This is a genomic window from Rothia sp. LK2588, assembly GCF_040946465.1.
Taxonomy (GTDB): Bacteria; Actinomycetota; Actinomycetes; order Actinomycetales; family Micrococcaceae; genus Rothia.
Map to the genome: position 1 here is coordinate 905,870 of NZ_JAYWLS010000001.1, position 16,916 is coordinate 922,785.

Sequence of the window (16,916 nt, forward strand, 5' to 3'; positions counted from 1 at the left end):
AGACTACAGACTACGCGAACGTGATGAGCGACTGACCGGCAGTGACGCGGTCGCCCTCCTGCACGGCGATCTCACCCACGGTGCCCTCAGCCTCGGCGTAAACAGGTACCTCGGTCTTCATCGCTTCCAGCATCGCGACCTGGTCACCCGCGGAGACCTCGTCGCCTGCGGAGACATTCACCTTCAACACCACTCCACCCATGGGTGCCTGCACCCCGGTGGGGGCCGCGTCCTCGTCACCGACGTCCGGGGTTGAGCCGTTGCCCATCGCCGCGAAGACCGCGGCAGGGATACCGATGCGGCGCGGGGTGCCGTCGATTTCCAGCTCGAAGCGGGTCACCGAGGTGCCGGGGACCGCGGTGGCACCCACGGGGATCAGGCCCTGGGTGTACTCCGGGTCGATCTCGAGGTCTTCGCCCAGTTCGGTATCGATCCAGGTGGTGTAGATGCCCAGCTCACCCTCGTCTGCGGTGAATTCGGGGCGGTTGATGATCATCCGGTCAAAGGGAACGACCGTGGCCACACCGTTGATTTCCAGTTGGTGTAGCGCGAAGCGGGCGCGGCGGATCGCGCGCTCACGGGTAGTTCCGGTGACGATCAGCTTCGCGAGCATCGAGTCGAAGCTTCCATCGACCACCGTTCCCACGCGGATACCTGAGTCCCAGCGGATGCCGTGCCCGGTGGGGACGTTGATGGCCTCGATGGTGCCGGCCGAGGGCAGGAAGCCGCGTCCCGGATCCTCAGCGTTGATACGGAACTCGATGGCGTGCATTTTCGGCTCGGGCATCTCAGTGAAGTGCAACGGTTTGCCGGCGGCGATGTCCAACTGCATGCGCACGAGGTCTACCCCCGCCGATTCCTCGGTCACCGGGTGTTCGACCTGAATTCGGGTGTTGACCTCGAGGAAGGAGATGGTGCCGTCATTGGCGATCAAGAATTCACAGGTGCCAACCCCAACATATCCCGCCTCGCGGAAGATATCTTCCGAGGCCTTCTTCAGGGTCGCGATCTGATCGTCACTGAGGAAGGGCGCCGGAGCCTCTTCGACCAGCTTCTGGTGGCGGCGCTGCAGCGAGCAGTCGCGGGTACCCAACACCACGACCCCACCGTGGACGTCGGCTGCCACCTGGGTCTCGACGTGGCGGGGCTTGTCCAGGAAGCGCTCCACGAAGCACTCGCCGTTGCCGAACGCGCCAATGGCCTCACGCTGTGCCGACTCGAAAGCCGCGGGCACCTCAGACATTTCGCGCACCACGCGCATACCGCGGCCACCGCCACCGTGCGCGGCCTTGATCACGATGGGAAGACCAAACTCTTCGGCGAAGGCTCGCGCCTCGTCGGGACCTGCCACGGGGCCGTCGGTGCCCGGAGCCAGCGGGGCGTTCACAGCCAGCGCGATATCGCGCGCCTTGACCTTATCGCCCAATGCGGTGATCGTCTCGGGCTTGGGGCCGATCCAGGTGAGCCCGGCGTCCATGACGGCCTGGGCGAAGTCAGCATTCTCAGCGAGAAAACCGTAACCGGGGTGCACCGCGTCGGCACCGGAGCGCTCGGCGATCTTGAGGATCTTCTCGATGTTCAGGTAGGTCTCGGCGGGGCTGTTACCCTCGAGCGCGTAGGCCTCGTTGGCCAGCGAAGTGTGCAGGGCCTGCGCGTCGGAGTCGGCGTAAACCGCCACAGAGGTGATGCCTTCTTGGGCGCAAGCTCCGATGATGCGCACGGCGATTTCGCCGCGGTTGGCGATGAGTACTTTTTTCATGGTGTGCTCCTGTGGTTATGCCGTGGGCGTGTAAGGGGTGAAATGTAACAGGGTGCCGGGGGCGGCTTGGGCGACCAAGCGCAGATCGTCTGGGTGGACGGTCGCGATGACCGGGTAACCGCCGGTGACCGGATGGTCGGCGAGAAAGACAACCGGCTCCCCGCTGGGAGGAACCTGGATCGCGCCGGCGACCATACCCTCGCTGGGCAACTCGGTAGTGATCGCACGCTCCAACACCGTCTCGTCGGTCTGCACGGGCTTCAGGCGGGCGCCGATACGGTTCGTGTCGGCTCCCACTTCCCACTCGACTTCGCAGAAACGCTGGAGCGACTCCTCGGTGAACCAATCCTCGCGAGGCCCGAGGATCACTCGAACCTCCGTTGCTGTATCGCTCTCCGGTAGCGGAAGCGGCCGCGGCAACGGGTACGCCACCGAGGGGCTGATCTTCCCAAAAACCGAGAGCTTATCTCCGGCCTTGACCGGAGCGGGGCCAATCTCCGACATCGTGTCGTAGGATCGCGACTGGGCGCTGACTGGGGCGGCAAATCCACCGCGGACCGCGCAGTACACGCGCAAGCCGGCCTCCGCCGTCCCCACACTGAGCTTCTGGCCGGCGAGCAACGCGAAAGGTGTGGCGGCGGGAACCTGACGGTCCTTCTTCTCCGGCTCGCTGATGATCGCCTTCACTCGGGCACCGGTCAGGGAGAGCACGGTGTCTGCCTCGGCCGTCACTGTGAACCCACCCATCAGCGATTCGAGAGCTACCGCGGAGGGGTCGTTACCCACCAACCGGTTCGCTTCCCGGGCAGCTGAAGGGTCGGCGAACCCCGAGGGTGAGACGCCCCAGTGCGTCAGGCCGGCGCGTCCGGCGTCCTGCATGAGAAGTTGTGGACCGGAGGCCACCACGGTCAGCGCGTTCGGCTGGGTCGGTGGCGTGGTGGGTTCGGCGACGCCGCGTTCTTCGGCGGCCGAGACCTCGATGTGTTCGCGCACAGCCCGGAAGCGGACCGTGGCCCCGGGTTCCAACAGTGCAGGAGGGTCTTGATGGATGTTCCACAGCGGGGCATTGGTATGGCCGATGAGCTGCCAACCGCCCGGGGAGGTACGCGGGTAGATACCAGAAAATTCACCAGCCAGCCCGACCGCGCCGGCGGGTACAGCGGTACGCGGGGTGTCTCGTCGGGGCACGTTCAGCGCGTTGTCGGCCGCGTGAAGGTAGAAGAATCCCGGTGCAAATCCGGCGAAGGCGACCGACCACTGTTGCTCGGTGTGCGCTACGATGACCTGATCGCGGGTGAGTCCGGTCAGCTCGGCTACGGCCTGAAGATCCTCACCGTCATAGATGACGTCGATGACGCGTTCGTCTCCACGCCCGCGCTGTGACTCGAAGGTTGGTTCAGGTCGGAAGCTGGCGATAAATTCGGCGGTCGCGGCAGCGGAATCGAAACGCACCAGAACGGTTTGTGCCGCCGGGATGATCTCGGTAAAGGGCACCGATGAGCTCTTGAGTTGTTCATGGACGGCGGCGGCACGGGCAAGATCGCCGCACTCGATGAGGGCAGCGGTCAGCCCGAAGCGTTTGACGCCCATGGACTGGCTCGGTGAAGAAACGTGTTGCATAGAGGAAGGAGGCCTTAGCGGTTCGCGGTGAAGGGTCGGATGTCGATGCCGTGATCGGTGAGTGCGGCGCGGACTGCCCGCGCGATATCGACCGCGCCGGGGGTGTCTCCGTGCACACAAATGCTCCGGGCCTCCAGGGTGATGTCGCTACCGTCGACGGCGGTGACCCGAGATTCGGTCACCATGCGCACCACGCGGGCGGCGATCTGTTCAGCATCGTGGATAACGGCGCCGGGCTGAGTGCGCGGTACAAGGGTGCCTTCGGAGGTGTACCCGCGGTCGGCGAATGCCTCGTAGACGGGTTCAAGACCTACCTCGCGGGCGGCCTTTTCGATCTCGCTGTTGGGCAAGCACAGAATGGGAAGATCCCCGCCGAATTCCTTGACGGCACGCGCCACTGCCTTCGCCTGCGTCTCGTGGTGCACGATGGCGTTATAGAGACCACCATGCGGCTTCACGTAAGAGACTGTGGTACCGGCGGAGCGTGCGATCGCCTCCAATGCACCCATCTGGTACAGGACGGCGGCGGTTAGCTCATCGGCGGTCATGTCGAGAAAGCGGCGTCCGAAACCGACCAGGTCGGGATAGGCCACGTGCGCGCCAATCGCCACCGAGTTCTCTGCCGCTGCGGCAACGGTGCGGCGCATGGTCAGCGGGTCGCCGGCGTGGTACCCGCAAGCGATGTTCGCGCTGGAGACGATACCCATCATGGTGTTATCGTCGCCCATCGCCCAGGAGCCAAAAGCCTCACCGGAGTCGGAGTTGAGGTCTGCGGTGCTCGACATGTGAATCTCCTTCGACGACGTTCTAGACACGCTTAGAAAGCTGCTTTATTGTTGAACAATACTTTGCGTGGTGTAATTCTATGACGTAGATAACGAATTTGCATCTTTTGTGCATCACACCATCATCCGGACCACCCGGCGGAAGGACATCGAGTGGCAAATACCCAGCCTCAGCCCGTCGCATCGAAGGCGGCAACCGACGCGGAACGTATCAAAGGCGGGCGTTCCGTTCTCGTCGGCGCTCTATTTCTCATGGCAACCAGCGCCATCGGCCCGGGCTTCATCACCCAGACCGGTCAATTCACGTACCAGTTAGGTGCCGCATTCGCGTTTGCCATCCTGGTCTCAATCCTCATCGATATCGCGGTGCAGCTCAACGTGTGGCGCATCATCGGCGTCTCGGGTCTGCGCGCCCACGAAATCGCCAACAACCTGCTCCCCGGCCTGGGCGTCTTCCTCGCCATCCTGGTAGCGCTAGGCGGCTTCGTCTTTAACGTCGGCAACGTGGCCGGCGGTGGCCTGGGCATCAACTCCATGCTCGGCCTGGACGCTACCACCGGCGGCATCATCACCGCGGTGCTCGCCGTGCTCATCTTCCTCTCCAAGAAGGCCGGAGCGGCCCTCGACAAGATCGTAGTCGTGCTCGGCGTCGTCATGATCATCGCCACCGCTTACGTAGCCTTCGTTTCGAACCCGCCGGTCGGCGATGCAATGAAGAACTTCGTCATGCCCGAGAAGGTCGACTTCACCATCATCACCACCCTCGTCGGTGGCACCGTGGGCGGCTACATTACCTACGCCGGTGCCCACCGCATGATCGACGCCGGCGTGCAGGGTCCCGAGTACATCAAGGACATCGCGAACTCCTCGGCCACCGGCGTCATCGTCACCGGCATCATGCGCTTCCTGCTGTTCTTGGCAATCCTCGGCGTGGTAGCCGGCGGCGCGAAGTTCGCTACTGACTCCTCGATTGCAGGCCAGGCGTTCGGCATCGCCGCGGGCGATCTCGGCACCCGCCTGTTCGGTGTGATCCTCTGGGGCGCTTCGATTTCCTCGGTGATCGGCGCAGCCTACACCTCGGTCTCGTTCCTGACCCACAAGAACACCTCGGCGCTGGTAAAGAACGGCATGACCATCGCGTTCATCGTGGCCTCGACCATCGTGTTCGTGGCAGTGGGCAAGGCTCCGGCCACCCTGCTCATCGTGGCCGGCGCGGTCAACGGCCTGATCCTGCCAGTTGGTTTCGCGGCCCTGCTGATCGTCGCGACCTTCCGCGTGAAGAACATGCTCGGCGCCTACCGCTACCCCCTCTGGTTGCTGGTCGTCGGTTGGCTGTCCTGGGCGCTGACCGTCTACCTCGGCATCAGCTCGCTCTCGGGCATCGCTAAGCTCTGGAACGGCTAAGCCTTCCAGATGACACACAAGGCCGGGGCGGTCACCTTCTCATGAAGGTGACCGCCCCGGCCTTTTTATCTGGGTTGCTCCGACCGCTGGTGTTACAGCGCACGGGGGTGGGTGGCGGCGAAGACCTCTCGCAGAGTATCCGCGGTGACCTTGGTGTAGATCTGCGTGGTCGTCACCGAGGAATGCCCGAGCAGTTCCTGCACCACCCTAATGTCCGCGCCGCCCTCCAGCAGGTGGGTCGCGTAGGAATGCCGCAAGGTGTGCGGTGAAATCTCCACGTCGAGCTTCGCTTTTTCGGCAGCCTTCTTGAGGATCAGCCACGCGCCCTGGCGGGTTAGTCGCGATCCGCGGGCGTTGAGAAAGACAGCCGCCGTGCCCTGGCCGTGGGAAGACAGTTCAGGACGCGCGCGCACCAGGTATTCGTCTAAGGCTTTCGAGGCATAGGAACCAACGGGCACGAGGCGCTCTTTGTTCCCCTTACCGAACAACCGCACCACGCCGGTGCGCTTGGCCACCGACGAACCACCCGAGCGCTGACCGAGGGAAAGATCGTCGAGGTCTACCCCGACCACCTCAGAGATACGAGCGCCGGTGGAGTAGAGAAACTCGAGAATCGCCCGATCGCGCAGACCGGTCGGGGTTGAGGTATCGGGTGATTCCAACAGGCGGGTGACCTGGTCTACCGAAATCGCCTTGGGCAGACGTGAGCCGATGTTCGGCGGGTGAACCGTGGAGGCGACGTCCGACGAAGTCACCTTCTCCGCTAACCAAAACTTGTGCAAACCTCGCACCGAGACCACCAGGCGCGCCACGGTGCGCGCGCTGAGCTTCTTACCGTTGGGGCCAGTTTGTTCGGCCAGGGCCGTCGCGAAGGAACGCACCATCTGCTTCGTGATGGCCTGGGGGTCGATCACGCCTTGCTCGGCCAAATACTCGCGGTATTTGTGCAGGTCTCGAGCATAGGATTCAACGGTGTTCTTCGCCAGCCCACGTTCGATGGTGAGGTAGTGCAAGTATTTATCGATATTTTCACCGATCGGAGTTTGGTGTAACTCCGAAGGTTGCGGTGCTTCCGCTGACTTCATCAAAAGTTTCTGTTCTTTCGTCGTGGTTCTCGCAATGTTGTATTGGTGCGGGCTCGGTGATCAGCTTCCGTTGTTCTCGGCGGGACGAATCTCGCCGCGGAAGTTGGGGTCACGCAAGCCCGGGTGTGCGGTGAAGGGAGCACGAGCGTCGTACAGCGTGCTGAACTGGTTCTGGATCGCAGCGTAGGTGGCGAGGATTGCGTTCGTCGAGGCGGCGTTGTGAATGCGACCGGCGAGGACGGCGGCCACGGCTTCATCAATGTCGACCCAACGGCTGACGATCTCCGCTTCTTCATGGACCCGCTCCTCGCGTTGTTCAGCGGGTATCGGGCTCACACCTCGGGCGAGAAAGATACGGCAGGCTTCGCCCACTCCGCCGGGGGAATTATAGAACTCCATGAGGCTGTGCCAGTGTTCTGCGCGGAGGGACGCTTCTTCGGCAAGCTCGCGAGCCGCCGCATCGACCGGAGGCTCCCCCTCGATATCGAGCAGCCCCGCGGGTACCTCCCAGAGATTTGCGCGCACCGGGTGGCGGTATTGATTAATCAGAAGAATTTGGTTCTTCTCGTTCAGCGCCGCTACCGCTACCCCTCCGGGGTGCACTAAGAAGTCTCGTTCAAAGGGTTCGCTCCCCTGCTCCAGCGCTATGCCCTCGCGGACGACATCCCAAATGTATCCGCCGAACTTCGTCTCACGTGAGGTGACGTAGCGGGGGTTTGCAATGTCTGCGATGGAAGCCTGGGCACGCGCTATCGACGGCGCATCGAGACGCTCGGCGGTGCCCACTTCATAATGACGTTGCGAGTGCATACCGGATGAATCCCACAGTTCTTTCTTAAAAATTTAATTACCCCAGTGGCCTTTTTACCTTACACTGTGCACAGGCCATTGACTGAATCCCCTAGTGACAACCTCCTACGGCGGAGACGTTCCCACGTGTGATCGGATGAGTACACACCGCGCTAAATGCTTTTTCGCATGTCCAGCAACTCGCGGGCGTGCTCCTGCGCGGAGGCCGACTGTTCGTGACCGGCCAGCATGCGGGCCAGTTCCACCACGCGTTCCTCCTCCGAGAGAACCTCAACCTTCGACAGCGAGGCGTCATCGTTTTTCAGCACCAGCACGTGTTGATCGGCGAATGCGGCGACCTGTGGAAGGTGGGTGACCACCAAGACCTGTACGTGTTTGGCCAGCATCGCTAAGCGACGTCCGATCTCGATGGCAGCCTTGCCGCCCACGCCCGAGTCAACCTCGTCGAAGATAAAGGTAGGTACCGGGTCGACCTCGGCCAAGACCACCTCGAGGGCCAGCATGACTCGGGAGAGCTCACCTCCCGAAGCTCCCTTGCCCAGAGGGCGAGGTGTTGCCTGTCGATGCGGTTTGAGCATGAAGGTGACGATGTCTTTACCGTGGGGCGTAAATTTTTCAGCGTCATCGACCTCAACCACCAACGATGCGTGGGGCATGGCAAGCGCGCTGAGCTCCTCCGAGACGGCTCGCGCGAGTTTTTCCCCCGCTTTCACGCGCAGGCGTTTGAGCTGCTGGGCTTGGCCTTCCATTCCCTCGCGCAGTTGAATCAGCTCCTGCTCTAGAGCTTCGACGCGATCAGGGTCGTCGGTGAGGGTCTCCAATCGCTGGCGCGATTCTTCTGCCCAGGCCAGCACCTCTGCGATGTCGGCTCCATATTTGCGCGTCAGCTGTTTCAGCTGGGCCCGACGTGCCTCCACCTCGGCCAGGCGCTCCGGTCCTTCCGCTCCGAGGGTGGAGAGGTAGCCGGTGAGCTCTTCGGCGATATCAGTGGCCTGGATCAGCGTATCGTTGAGTCGTTTGGCCAGATCTCCCAACTCAGCATCGGATTCAGCCTGTGCGGCCACGGCAGTTCGCGCCGCGTCCAGAAGGGAGAGGACGTTCGGTTCGTCCCCTTCGGCGTATTCGTTGCCGGTCAACGCCGCCTGCGCGGTCACCGCCGCTTGGCGGAGTGCCTCCACATTGGAGAGTTTCTGCGACTCCACCTGCAGGGTTTCGTCTTCACCCTCGATCGGTTCTACGGCGTCGATTTCTGCCACCGCCCCCTGCAGGGTTTGTGCCTCTAGGGCGCGCGCTCGTGAATTTTCGCGCACCTCTTTCAGTTCGGCGGCAACGGCCTTGTACCGCTCGAATTGTTCCCGATACTTTTTCTTCAGCGTCTTGAGTTTCTCACCGGCATAAGAATCCAGTGCGTGCCGCTGTTCCGTGGCGGATTTCAAGCGCAACTGATCGGACTGGCCGTGCACGGCCACCAAGCGGCGACCGATTTCGGAGAGCGTACCGATCGGTGCCGAGCACCCACCCACGTGGGCGCGCGAACGCCCGGCCGCAGAGACGGTGCGGGCCAACAGGAGTTCACGGTGTTGGTCGTCGATATCCTCGACCGACCCTCCCGCTTCCTCGGCTAGGTTCAGGGCTTGGTGGTCTCGTGGCAGGCGAATGACCGCCTCGGCGAGGGCGTTCTTGGCTCCGCTACGCACGGTCGAAGAGTCCGAACGAGCGCCCAAGAGCATACCCAGGGCGGTGACGACCATCGTCTTGCCCGCACCGGTCTCACCGGTGAGCACCGAGAAACCGGGCTCTAAGGGCAAGCGCGCATCGGTGATCACGCCCAGGTCACGCAGGTGAATCTCTTCAATCACAACAATTCGTCCTTTGCGGTTCTACTTCGAGGGGTCGTCGTCTGCGGACGGACCGTTCTTGGCGTGGGGACCGCGCCAGCCGTTGACGGGTAGTTCGAACTTGGCCACGAGGCGCTCGGAAAAGGGCGCGGGGTGAATGCGTGCCAGCCGAACGGGTTTGGTGGAACGGGAAACCTCAATGCGAGATCCCGGCGGTAAATCGTGCGTACGGCGACCATCACACCACAGCACGCCGCTGGCGTTAGATTGCTGCAACATCTCTACGGCCAGCCGCGAGGTGGGCGCGGTGACCAGAGGACGCGCGAAGAGCGCGTGAGCGCTCAGGGGCACGATGAGCATGGCCTCGACTTCGGGCCACACCACCGGGCCACCGCCGGAGAAGGCATAGGCGGTCGAGCCGGTGGGAGTGGCTAGTACGACTCCGTCGCAGCCGAAGGTGGAGAGCGGGCGTTGGTCCACTTCGATGGCCAGCTCTATCATTTTGGCGCGGTTGCCCTTCTCAATGCTGGCCTCGTTCAGGGCCCAGGTATCGATGAGCTTGCGACCGTCGTGCCATACCTTCACGTCGATGGCCATGCGCTCTTCAACCGTGTATTCGGAGTTCACGATGCGCTGCACGGTCTCAGTCAGATCAGTTTCTTCCGACTCGGCGAGGAACCCCACGTGGCCTAGATTCACCCCCACCAACGGTATGTGGGTATGGCGCACCTTCTCAGCCGCTCGCAAAATGGAACCGTCTCCCCCGAGCACTACGCCCAGTTCGATGTCCACCAGGGCCACCGTCTCACGTACTACCTCTACGGGAATGGGGTCAGGCCAGCCCTCACGCAACGAATCCAGGTCGACCCGCTCCATAACCGGGGTCAGGCCAGCCTCATGCAACTGGGTGCAGGCGCTCCGGGCTGCGCGGCGGGCGTCCTCGCGCCCGGTGTGGGCGAAGACGAGAATCTTGCGGGAGTGTCTCCGCGCGCGGGCAACGTCTTTGTCGACGGTGTTGGTTTGAGTTGCAGTCACGACTCTAGGTTATTGCACATGGGGACTGTTTTGAACCTATTCGACGATGTTATTCGAAAAAATATTCGAATTCGATCAATTCTTGGTACACCACAGAAAGTATTCGACGTTGCCGTCTTGACCCGGTAGGGGGCTCGGTTGGCGACCGCGGACAGTCAACCCGTACTCCTCGGCCACATCGGCCACCCGGTCTACCGCTTCCTCCCGTGCGGCCTCATCGCGCACCACTCCGCCCCGTCCCAGCTGATGTGGGCCGACCTCAAATTGAGGCTTCACCATCAGGAGCAGGTCCCCACCGCGCTCCGTAGCGGCGGCGAGGGCAGGTATCACGAGTGTCAACGAAATGAAGGAGAGGTCTGAAACGGTCAGCTCCACCTGACCCCCGATATCTGCCGGGGTCAAGTAGCGAACGTTCATACCCTCGTACACGTGAACCCGAGGATCGTTCCGCAATTGCTCGACCAGCTGGTCGTGTCCCACGTCAACCGCCGCAACCTCGGCGGCACCGGAGCGCAAGAGGACGTCGGTGAACCCTCCGGTGGACGCCCCGGCATCGAGACAGCGGGCCCCGGCCACGCTAATCTCGCCGAAGGCTTCCAACGCACCGGCGAGCTTGTGGCCGGCGCGGGAGACGTACCGGGTCAGTTCAGAGTCAGCGATCTCGATTCGATCCGACTCCCCCACCTGAAACGAACTCTTCGTCACCGGGGTGCCGTTGACGGCCACCTCACCGGCGGCAATGAGCTTTGCGGCCAGCGTCCGCGAGGTCACCAGAGAGCGCGCTACCAGTTCGCGGTCCAGTCTCACGATCGGTTCGTTTCGGACTCGAGGTCATCGGTGAGATCGCTCCACCGCTTCAGACGTTCTAGCGGATCTAGTGCGAGGGTGGCTTGCAGTTGCTCCTCGAACTGACGATCGATCTCTTCGGGGTTCTCAGGTGTCTCAGTCACGGATGATCTCCGGCATCGGCACGGGGTGGTCGGCGTGGGGGTGCGCCGCCCACCACGCCTGACTCGCGACCCGCCACAAATCGATCTCGGTCCCGCCTCCGGCAGCTCGCACAGCGCCGTCCTCAACCTCGACGTTCCATCCTGCGCCTTCAGCGCGCACCATCGACCCCTCGGTTCGGATCACGATCTTCGGGTACTCTTCGAAAATTCCCGCGAGAGTCTCTATGATGTACGTAGGTCGCTGCTGCACCTCGGCAGCCGCCACGGAACTGAAATCCTCCACTCCGGTCAGCACGAGGGCCGAGGCCATGTTGGCCCGGTTGGCACCCAAAATATCGGTGTCCAGGCGATCCCCGATGACCAGCGGCTTCTCGCTGTTCAATTGCTGGGCGGCGGTGTGAAAAATGGGCGACTCCGGCTTGCCGGCTACGATCGGAGTGCGACCGCAGGCCTGCGCAACGGCGCCCACGAGCGTCCCGTTGCCTGGGGCCAGGCCCCGTTCTTTAGGAATGGTCAGGTCGGTATTGGACGCGACCCACAGCACCTCTGGATCCGCCAGGGTATACGACGCCTCGGCTAACTGTGCCCACCCGATCTCGGGGTTGAACCCCTGCACGACCGCCGCGGGTTCGTCCTGTTGTGAATACACCGGCACCAAACCGGCTTCCGCCACGCAGTCGGCCAGGGCGGGCGCCCCGGTGATCAGAACCTTCGTACCGGGTGCACACCGTTCCGCCAGGAGCTTGGCCGCCGCCTGCGCGGAGCTGATTACGTGATCGGCATCAGTAGCCACGCCCAGTTCCACGAGATGTTCCGCCACGGCTGTGACGCTTCGGCCGGCATTGTTGGTCACGAAGGCTACGGGCACGCCGGAGTCTTGGGCTGCGTTGAGCGCCTGAGGGGCGCCTTCGATCGCGTGCGGTCCGGCGTAAACCACGCCGTCGAGATCGCTGAGGATGGCGTCGTGACGGTCCAGAAGCATGTTAGGCGTCCTCGCTCGGGCTGTCGTCGGTCTCCTCCTCAGAGGTCTTATCTAAGCCTGTTTCCTTGACGGCCGCCTCGAGATCCACGGAGGGCTCGTCCTCGAAGAGGTCGTCTTCGGTGAAAATGTCGAAGATTTCGGGCTCAGCAAATTCACCCTGGCCCAGCGCGGCCTCGGTCATGACGGCCAAACGGTACCACTTAACCGCCTCTTTGGCGTTCCCGGTTTCTTCCATCAACTCGCCATAGGCAGAGAAAAGTCGCGGGCTGTATTCATAGCCGCGCTTCGAATTCAGCTGCGGGATCTGCAGGGTCTTGATGGCGCCTTCGATATCACCCTGATCGCGTCGGATGCCGCTGACAACCAAAGCAATCTCAACCCGTGCGGTGTCCGTCAGGTCAAGATCGCGGGATTCCTGAGCCAGTTCAAGAGCCTTCTCCACGCGTCCGAGGGCGCGTTCGTTGTCGATCAGCAACGCCAAATGTTCGTTCGACCCAGAAATACGACGGTGGGTGCGCAGCTCACGCAAAGACAGTTCGAAGTCCTCGGCGACGTAGGCGGCAATGCCGGCGGCCTCGCGGACGGCGGCGATGCGACCCGCACGACGGGTAGCTGCATTGGCGTGTTCCAGGGCAAAGGCAGGGTCGATGTCGAGGTAGCGACCGGCCATCACCAGGTGACGAGCCACCACCTCTGCGTTGTCCTTCTCCAGTGCGCGCAGTTCGCGCAGGGTGCCGAAATCCAGTTCCTTACCGGTGACGTCGGTATCGATTTCCGGGGCGTTGGAACGTGAGGGACGGTAACCTTCACGAGCTACTGCCGAGGCATGTTCGCGAGCATCCCGACGCTGCGCTCCCCCGCGCTGGTGACCGCCGGAATGACGCTGGTCGGCGAAGCGTCGTTCTCCGCGGTCACGACGATCATCGCGTTTAAACCCGCTGCCGTCACGATCGCGGCGGTCGGGGCGTCCTCCCCGATCATCACGGTCTCGGCGCTCGTCACGGTTAAAATCGCGACCGCGGTTGGTGAACTTTCGATCGCCTCGGTCAAAACGCTTCTGCCCGTCGCGTTCTTCGCGGCGTCCCTCACCCCAGCTACGGTTCTTGGGGCGGTCAGAGGAATTCCGATCGCGGTACGGGCGGTTGTCCCGGCGATCCTCGCCGTATTTCTTGCCGCCGCGGGGGCGATCTCCAGAGGAGTTACGGTTATTGCGCTGGTTGAAGCCTTCCTTGGAACGGCGGGATTCGCCATGGGAATGGGCGTCGCGACGCGATGAATCAGACAAGTAATCTCCTCTATTATTTTGGACGCAACCGTACTCGTTGCTTTCAGACACTGGTAACCAGTTTATCCGGCCAGAGGCACAGCGTAAAAGGTCGCGCTCTCAATTGGCCATGCGTTTTCGCTTACTCTCCTGCACATACGATGGACGCCGCCTGCCCATCGCGATCTGCGGGGAGGCGGCGTCCGTGAGTACCTAATCGGAACCTAGTCGAGGGAACCGGCTCCCTCGGCCTTCTTCTCATCGACGGTCTTATAGACCGAAAGGATGTCTTCGGCAGGCACCGGTAAGAACTTGCTCCACAACAGGAACAGCACACCGGTAATGAACATGCCGAGTCCGGTCCAAAGGTTGATGTGGATGCCACCGGTTTGTGCAATGTCCGCCGCGGGATTCAACATACCCACTAGGAAGACGATAATGCCATAGACCAGGAACAGCGCACCGATAATGTTGCGCAGGTCGGTGCGGCGGGTAGAACGGACAATCTTTTCTTCTTCAGCGGCGCTCAGCGTGGAGCGGCCAGTTTTTTCAAAAACCATGGATTTTTTCACCGATCCTTAGATAATCATGAGATAGAAGACGACACACAGCGCGAGGGCCAAGGTACCCAACAACGCCGGGGAACGGTACCAGGCCTCATCACCGGCCACGGCGTCACCGGTAATATCGATGGTGCCGATGCCATATACCAGACCCTGTAGCTCGCTCTCGGGCTTGGGGCGGGTGATCAGCGAGACCACAACGGAGACCACGATCACGGTCACGAACGAAAGAATCGCGCCGTAGAGGGTTTCCGCGGTAGCGGTGTCGAAGAGGGACGGGTTGTTCATGTAGGCGATCCACAGGATGGTCGGTGCTACGATACCCGCGATGTAACCCCACAGGCCAGCTGCCGGTGTCATGCGCTTCCACAACAGACCCAAGATGAAAACGGCAAAGAGCGGTGCGTTAAAGAACGAGAACAGCGTCTGCATATAGGTCATGATGTTGCCGAACTGGGCAGCTAGTAGCGCAGTAAACACACCGATCACCACACCGATTACGGTGATCCAGCGACCGGTGGAGAGATAGTAAGCGTCGGACTTGTTGGGTTTAACGTATTCCTGCCAGATGTCGTAGGTGAACACCGTGTTGAAAGACGAGACGTTGGCCGCCATACCAGCCATGAACGAGGCCATGAGACCGGTGACTGCGACGCCCAGGACGCCGGAGGGCAGGTACATCTGGATCAATTTCGGGATAGCCTCGTTATAGGTTAGCGAACCGTCGGCGAAAAGGTTACCTATGGTAGCAGCCGCAATCAGGCCGGGCAGAACCACAACCGAGGGAATAAGGATCTTGGGGAACGCACCGATGAGCGGGGTACGGCGTGCGGCCGACATATTCTTAGCGGAGAAAGCACGCTGTACCTCAGTGAAGTTAGTAGTCCAATAACCGAACGAAAGCACAAACCCTAGGCCCAGGACGATCGCCAACCAGTTGGCACCAATGGGGTTGGAGACATCGCCGATACCGGTGCCCTGCCAAGCGTTTAGATGCAAATTCGAAACGCCCTCGGTTTTCGCCAGAGATTCCTTTAGACCATTCCAGCCACCCACCTGGTGGATACCAACGATGGTCAGTGGAACCAAACCGGCGATGATCACGAAGAACTGCAACACCTCATTGTAGATAGCTGAGGAAAGACCGCCCAAGGTGATGTAAGCCAGCACGAATGCCGCCGAGACGACAATGGCTACCCACTGACTCCATCCGAGCATCGCCTCAAGGATGATCGCCATTGCATAGAGGTTAATGCCCGCGATCAACACGTTAGAGACCGCGAATGCCAACGAATTAACCAAGTGAGCCGGTCGTCCAAAACGGCGGAGCATGAACTCCGGAACACTGCGTACCTTAGACCCATAATAGAAAGGCATCATCACCAGGCCGAGGAAGACCATGGCCGGGATGGCGCCGATGAGGTAATAGTGCATCGTGGACATACCTATTTCGGCACCGTTGGCGGCCATACCGAGAATCTCTGTGGCACCCAGGTTGGCCGAGACGAATGCGAGACCCGTGATCCAAGCCGGCATCGATCGACCAGAGAGGAAGAAATCCATTGAGGTTTTCACACTACGACGGGCAATCAGACCGATCGCTAGGACGGTCGCAAAATAAATAAATAACAGGGTGTAATCGACGAACTGGAGATTCAGTCTCACACCCTCGGCGGCAGCTTCAAGCGTCATCGCTCGCTCCTCAAACTGAAGTGTGTTTTCCCTCGGCCAACGGGGCACGAGGCTCCCATGTTTGTGTGGGTTTATTTCAGTTTGATTCAGTTCATATTCATAATCAAGCTAAAAGGCTATTTTTGCTCCATCGATTGCCGTACTTAGCGTAACAAGGTGGGATGTATGGACAGTTCGGGAAATCATAGTTCTTGTGTAATGAGCTATTTAATACTGTTAGAATGTTCGAAATTGTTCATATAATGTGTCCCATCCTACAGCTGAGGAGAACCACCTATGTTTCCAGCAGACAGACACCGCCGCATCCTCGAGGAGATAACCTCCCGCGGTACAGCTCTGACGACCGAACTCGCCGAATCGCTCAGTGTCTCAGATATGACGATTCGCCGTGACCTCAACGAATTACATGAGCAGGGTCTTTTAATCAAGGTCCATGGTGGCGCAACCAGCCTCTCAAACACCTTAGAACCAGTGTTTGATGTCAAAGCTCAGCAGTATGTAGAGGAAAAGAATTCAATTGCTCACAGGGCGGTGGAATACGTTCGTGCTGAACAGACCGTTGGATTTTCGGCTGGATCCACCTGTGTACTTATTGCTCAACAAATCATGCACGTTCCCTCGTTGACGGTGGTGACCAATTCTTTACAAGTCGCCAACGTCTTTTACGCCTCTGAGTCTGACGCGACCGTCTTGCTGACAGGAGGGGTACGCACCCCTTCCGATGCCCTGGTTGGTCCGCTGGCAGACAACAACCTGAAAAACCTTCATATCGATACGTTGTTCATCGGTGCTCACGGAGCTGACCCCCGGCAGGGTTTGATGACTCCCAACCTGCAAGAGGCTCAGACGAATCAGAAACTGATTGAAGCTTCACGCCAGCGTATCGCGGTCTTCGACGGTAGCAAGTGGAGCGTGACCGGTCTGGCAACCTTCGCTAGTTTCCAAGAGATCGATGTGGTCATCACCAGCAAAGCAACGGACAACGAGATGCAGCACATCGATTGGGACGCTCTCCCCAGTCGCGTGGTGATGGCTTAGGTAAGGATACACCCTCCTCGAAGGGGTCGTCCTTAAAATCTATAAGGATACAAAAATGGCCCGGTAGTCATTTTGACTACCGGGCCATTTT

Annotated in this window: 15 protein-coding genes; 2 read left to right on the top strand and 13 right to left on the bottom strand. The window is 60.9% G+C overall.

Annotated features, from left to right (window positions below; genetic code table 11):
• Positions 1–10: 10 nt before the first annotated feature.
• The 3 genes from VVR12_RS04220 to VVR12_RS04230 are packed head-to-tail and all read right to left on the bottom strand — an operon-like array spanning position 11 to position 4,164.
• Positions 11–1,759, bottom strand: coding sequence for a biotin carboxylase N-terminal domain-containing protein (locus VVR12_RS04220; protein ID WP_368549900.1), 1,749 nt, complete (start codon positions 1,757–1,759; stop codon positions 11–13).
• Between the two features lie 15 nt (positions 1,760–1,774).
• Complete coding sequence (locus tag VVR12_RS04225) at positions 1,775–3,379, bottom strand: carboxyltransferase domain-containing protein (protein ID WP_368549901.1); 1,605 nt, start codon at positions 3,377–3,379, stop codon at positions 1,775–1,777.
• A gap of 14 nt (positions 3,380–3,393) precedes the next feature.
• Complete coding sequence (locus VVR12_RS04230) at positions 3,394–4,164, bottom strand: LamB/YcsF family protein (RefSeq protein WP_368549902.1); 771 nt, start codon at positions 4,162–4,164, stop codon at positions 3,394–3,396.
• A 153-nt stretch (positions 4,165–4,317) separates the two neighbouring features.
• On the opposite strand from VVR12_RS04230, the gene VVR12_RS04235 reads away from it, so the two are divergent.
• Positions 4,318–5,568 carry an NRAMP family divalent metal transporter gene (locus tag VVR12_RS04235; RefSeq protein WP_409349875.1) on the top strand — a complete coding sequence of 417 codons (1,251 nt, stop codon included), beginning with the start codon at positions 4,318–4,320 and terminating at the stop codon, positions 5,566–5,568.
• A gap of 92 nt (positions 5,569–5,660) precedes the next feature.
• On the opposite strand, the gene xerD is transcribed toward VVR12_RS04235, so the two are convergent.
• The 10 genes from xerD to VVR12_RS04285 form a co-directional block, all read right to left on the bottom strand.
• Complete coding sequence (gene xerD / locus VVR12_RS04240) at positions 5,661–6,653, bottom strand: site-specific tyrosine recombinase XerD (protein ID WP_368549903.1); 993 nt, start codon at positions 6,651–6,653, stop codon at positions 5,661–5,663.
• 60 nt (positions 6,654–6,713) lie between these two features.
• Positions 6,714–7,463 carry an NUDIX domain-containing protein gene (locus VVR12_RS04245; RefSeq protein WP_368549904.1) on the bottom strand — a complete coding sequence of 250 codons (750 nt, stop codon included), beginning with the start codon at positions 7,461–7,463 and terminating at the stop codon, positions 6,714–6,716.
• A gap of 152 nt (positions 7,464–7,615) precedes the next feature.
• Positions 7,616–9,322 (bottom strand): DNA repair protein RecN, encoded by a 1,707-nt coding sequence (gene recN / locus VVR12_RS04250; protein ID WP_368549905.1) that lies wholly within the window; start codon positions 9,320–9,322, stop codon positions 7,616–7,618.
• Positions 9,323–9,343: 21 nt separating this feature from the next.
• Entirely contained in the window at positions 9,344–10,336 is a 993-nt protein-coding gene (locus VVR12_RS04255) for an NAD kinase (RefSeq protein WP_368549906.1), read from the bottom strand.
• A gap of 75 nt (positions 10,337–10,411) precedes the next feature.
• Entirely contained in the window at positions 10,412–11,143 is a 732-nt protein-coding gene (locus tag VVR12_RS04260) for a TlyA family RNA methyltransferase (RefSeq protein ID WP_368549907.1), read from the bottom strand.
• Positions 11,140–11,286: a GTPase gene (locus VVR12_RS04265; protein WP_368549908.1), complete on the bottom strand. Its 147-nt coding sequence runs from the start codon at positions 11,284–11,286 to the stop codon at positions 11,140–11,142. Before VVR12_RS04265 ends, VVR12_RS04260 begins: the two co-directional genes overlap by 4 nt.
• A complete protein-coding gene (locus tag VVR12_RS04270) occupies positions 11,279–12,268 on the bottom strand; it encodes an HAD-IIA family hydrolase (protein ID WP_368549909.1) in 990 nt (329 codons plus the stop codon). The genes VVR12_RS04265 and VVR12_RS04270 overlap by 8 nt, the downstream gene beginning before the upstream one ends.
• A 1-nt stretch (position 12,269) precedes the next feature.
• Positions 12,270–13,553: a hypothetical protein gene (locus VVR12_RS04275; RefSeq protein ID WP_368549910.1), complete on the bottom strand. Its 1,284-nt coding sequence runs from the start codon at positions 13,551–13,553 to the stop codon at positions 12,270–12,272.
• Between the two features lie 203 nt (positions 13,554–13,756).
• Positions 13,757–14,092 carry a hypothetical protein gene (locus VVR12_RS04280; protein WP_368549911.1) on the bottom strand — a complete coding sequence of 112 codons (336 nt, stop codon included), beginning with the start codon at positions 14,090–14,092 and terminating at the stop codon, positions 13,757–13,759.
• Between the two features lie 18 nt (positions 14,093–14,110).
• On the bottom strand, positions 14,111–15,787 hold the full coding sequence (locus VVR12_RS04285) for a sodium:solute symporter family protein (RefSeq protein ID WP_368549912.1): 1,677 nt from the start codon (positions 15,785–15,787) through the stop codon (positions 14,111–14,113).
• Between the two features lie 276 nt (positions 15,788–16,063).
• Here VVR12_RS04285 and VVR12_RS04290 point away from each other — a divergent pair, with 276 nt between their 5' ends.
• A complete protein-coding gene (locus VVR12_RS04290; protein ID WP_368549913.1) occupies positions 16,064–16,825 on the top strand; it encodes a DeoR/GlpR family DNA-binding transcription regulator in 762 nt (253 codons plus the stop codon).
• The last annotated feature ends 91 nt before the right edge of the window (positions 16,826–16,916 follow it).

Bases quoted from the DNA above. Each gene is read 5' to 3' on its own strand.
- VVR12_RS04220 (WP_368549900.1), bottom strand. From the start codon at position 1,759: ATGAAAAAAGTACTCATCGCCAACCGCGGCGAAATCGCCGTGCGCATC.
- VVR12_RS04285 (WP_368549912.1), bottom strand. From the start codon at position 15,787: ATGACGCTTGAAGCTGCCGCCGAGGGTGTGAGACTGAATCTCCAGTTC.
- VVR12_RS04230 (WP_368549902.1), bottom strand. From the start codon at position 4,164: ATGTCGAGCACCGCAGACCTCAACTCCGACTCCGGTGAGGCTTTTGGC.
- VVR12_RS04270 (WP_368549909.1), bottom strand. From the start codon at position 12,268: ATGCTTCTGGACCGTCACGACGCCATCCTCAGCGATCTCGACGGCGTG.
- VVR12_RS04245 (WP_368549904.1), bottom strand. From the start codon at position 7,463: ATGCACTCGCAACGTCATTATGAAGTGGGCACCGCCGAGCGTCTCGAT.
- VVR12_RS04290 (WP_368549913.1), top strand. From the start codon at position 16,064: ATGTTTCCAGCAGACAGACACCGCCGCATCCTCGAGGAGATAACCTCC.
- VVR12_RS04280 (WP_368549911.1), bottom strand. From the start codon at position 14,092: ATGGTTTTTGAAAAAACTGGCCGCTCCACGCTGAGCGCCGCTGAAGAA.
- VVR12_RS04225 (WP_368549901.1), bottom strand. From the start codon at position 3,379: ATGCAACACGTTTCTTCACCGAGCCAGTCCATGGGCGTCAAACGCTTC.
- xerD (WP_368549903.1), bottom strand. From the start codon at position 6,653: ATGAAGTCAGCGGAAGCACCGCAACCTTCGGAGTTACACCAAACTCCG.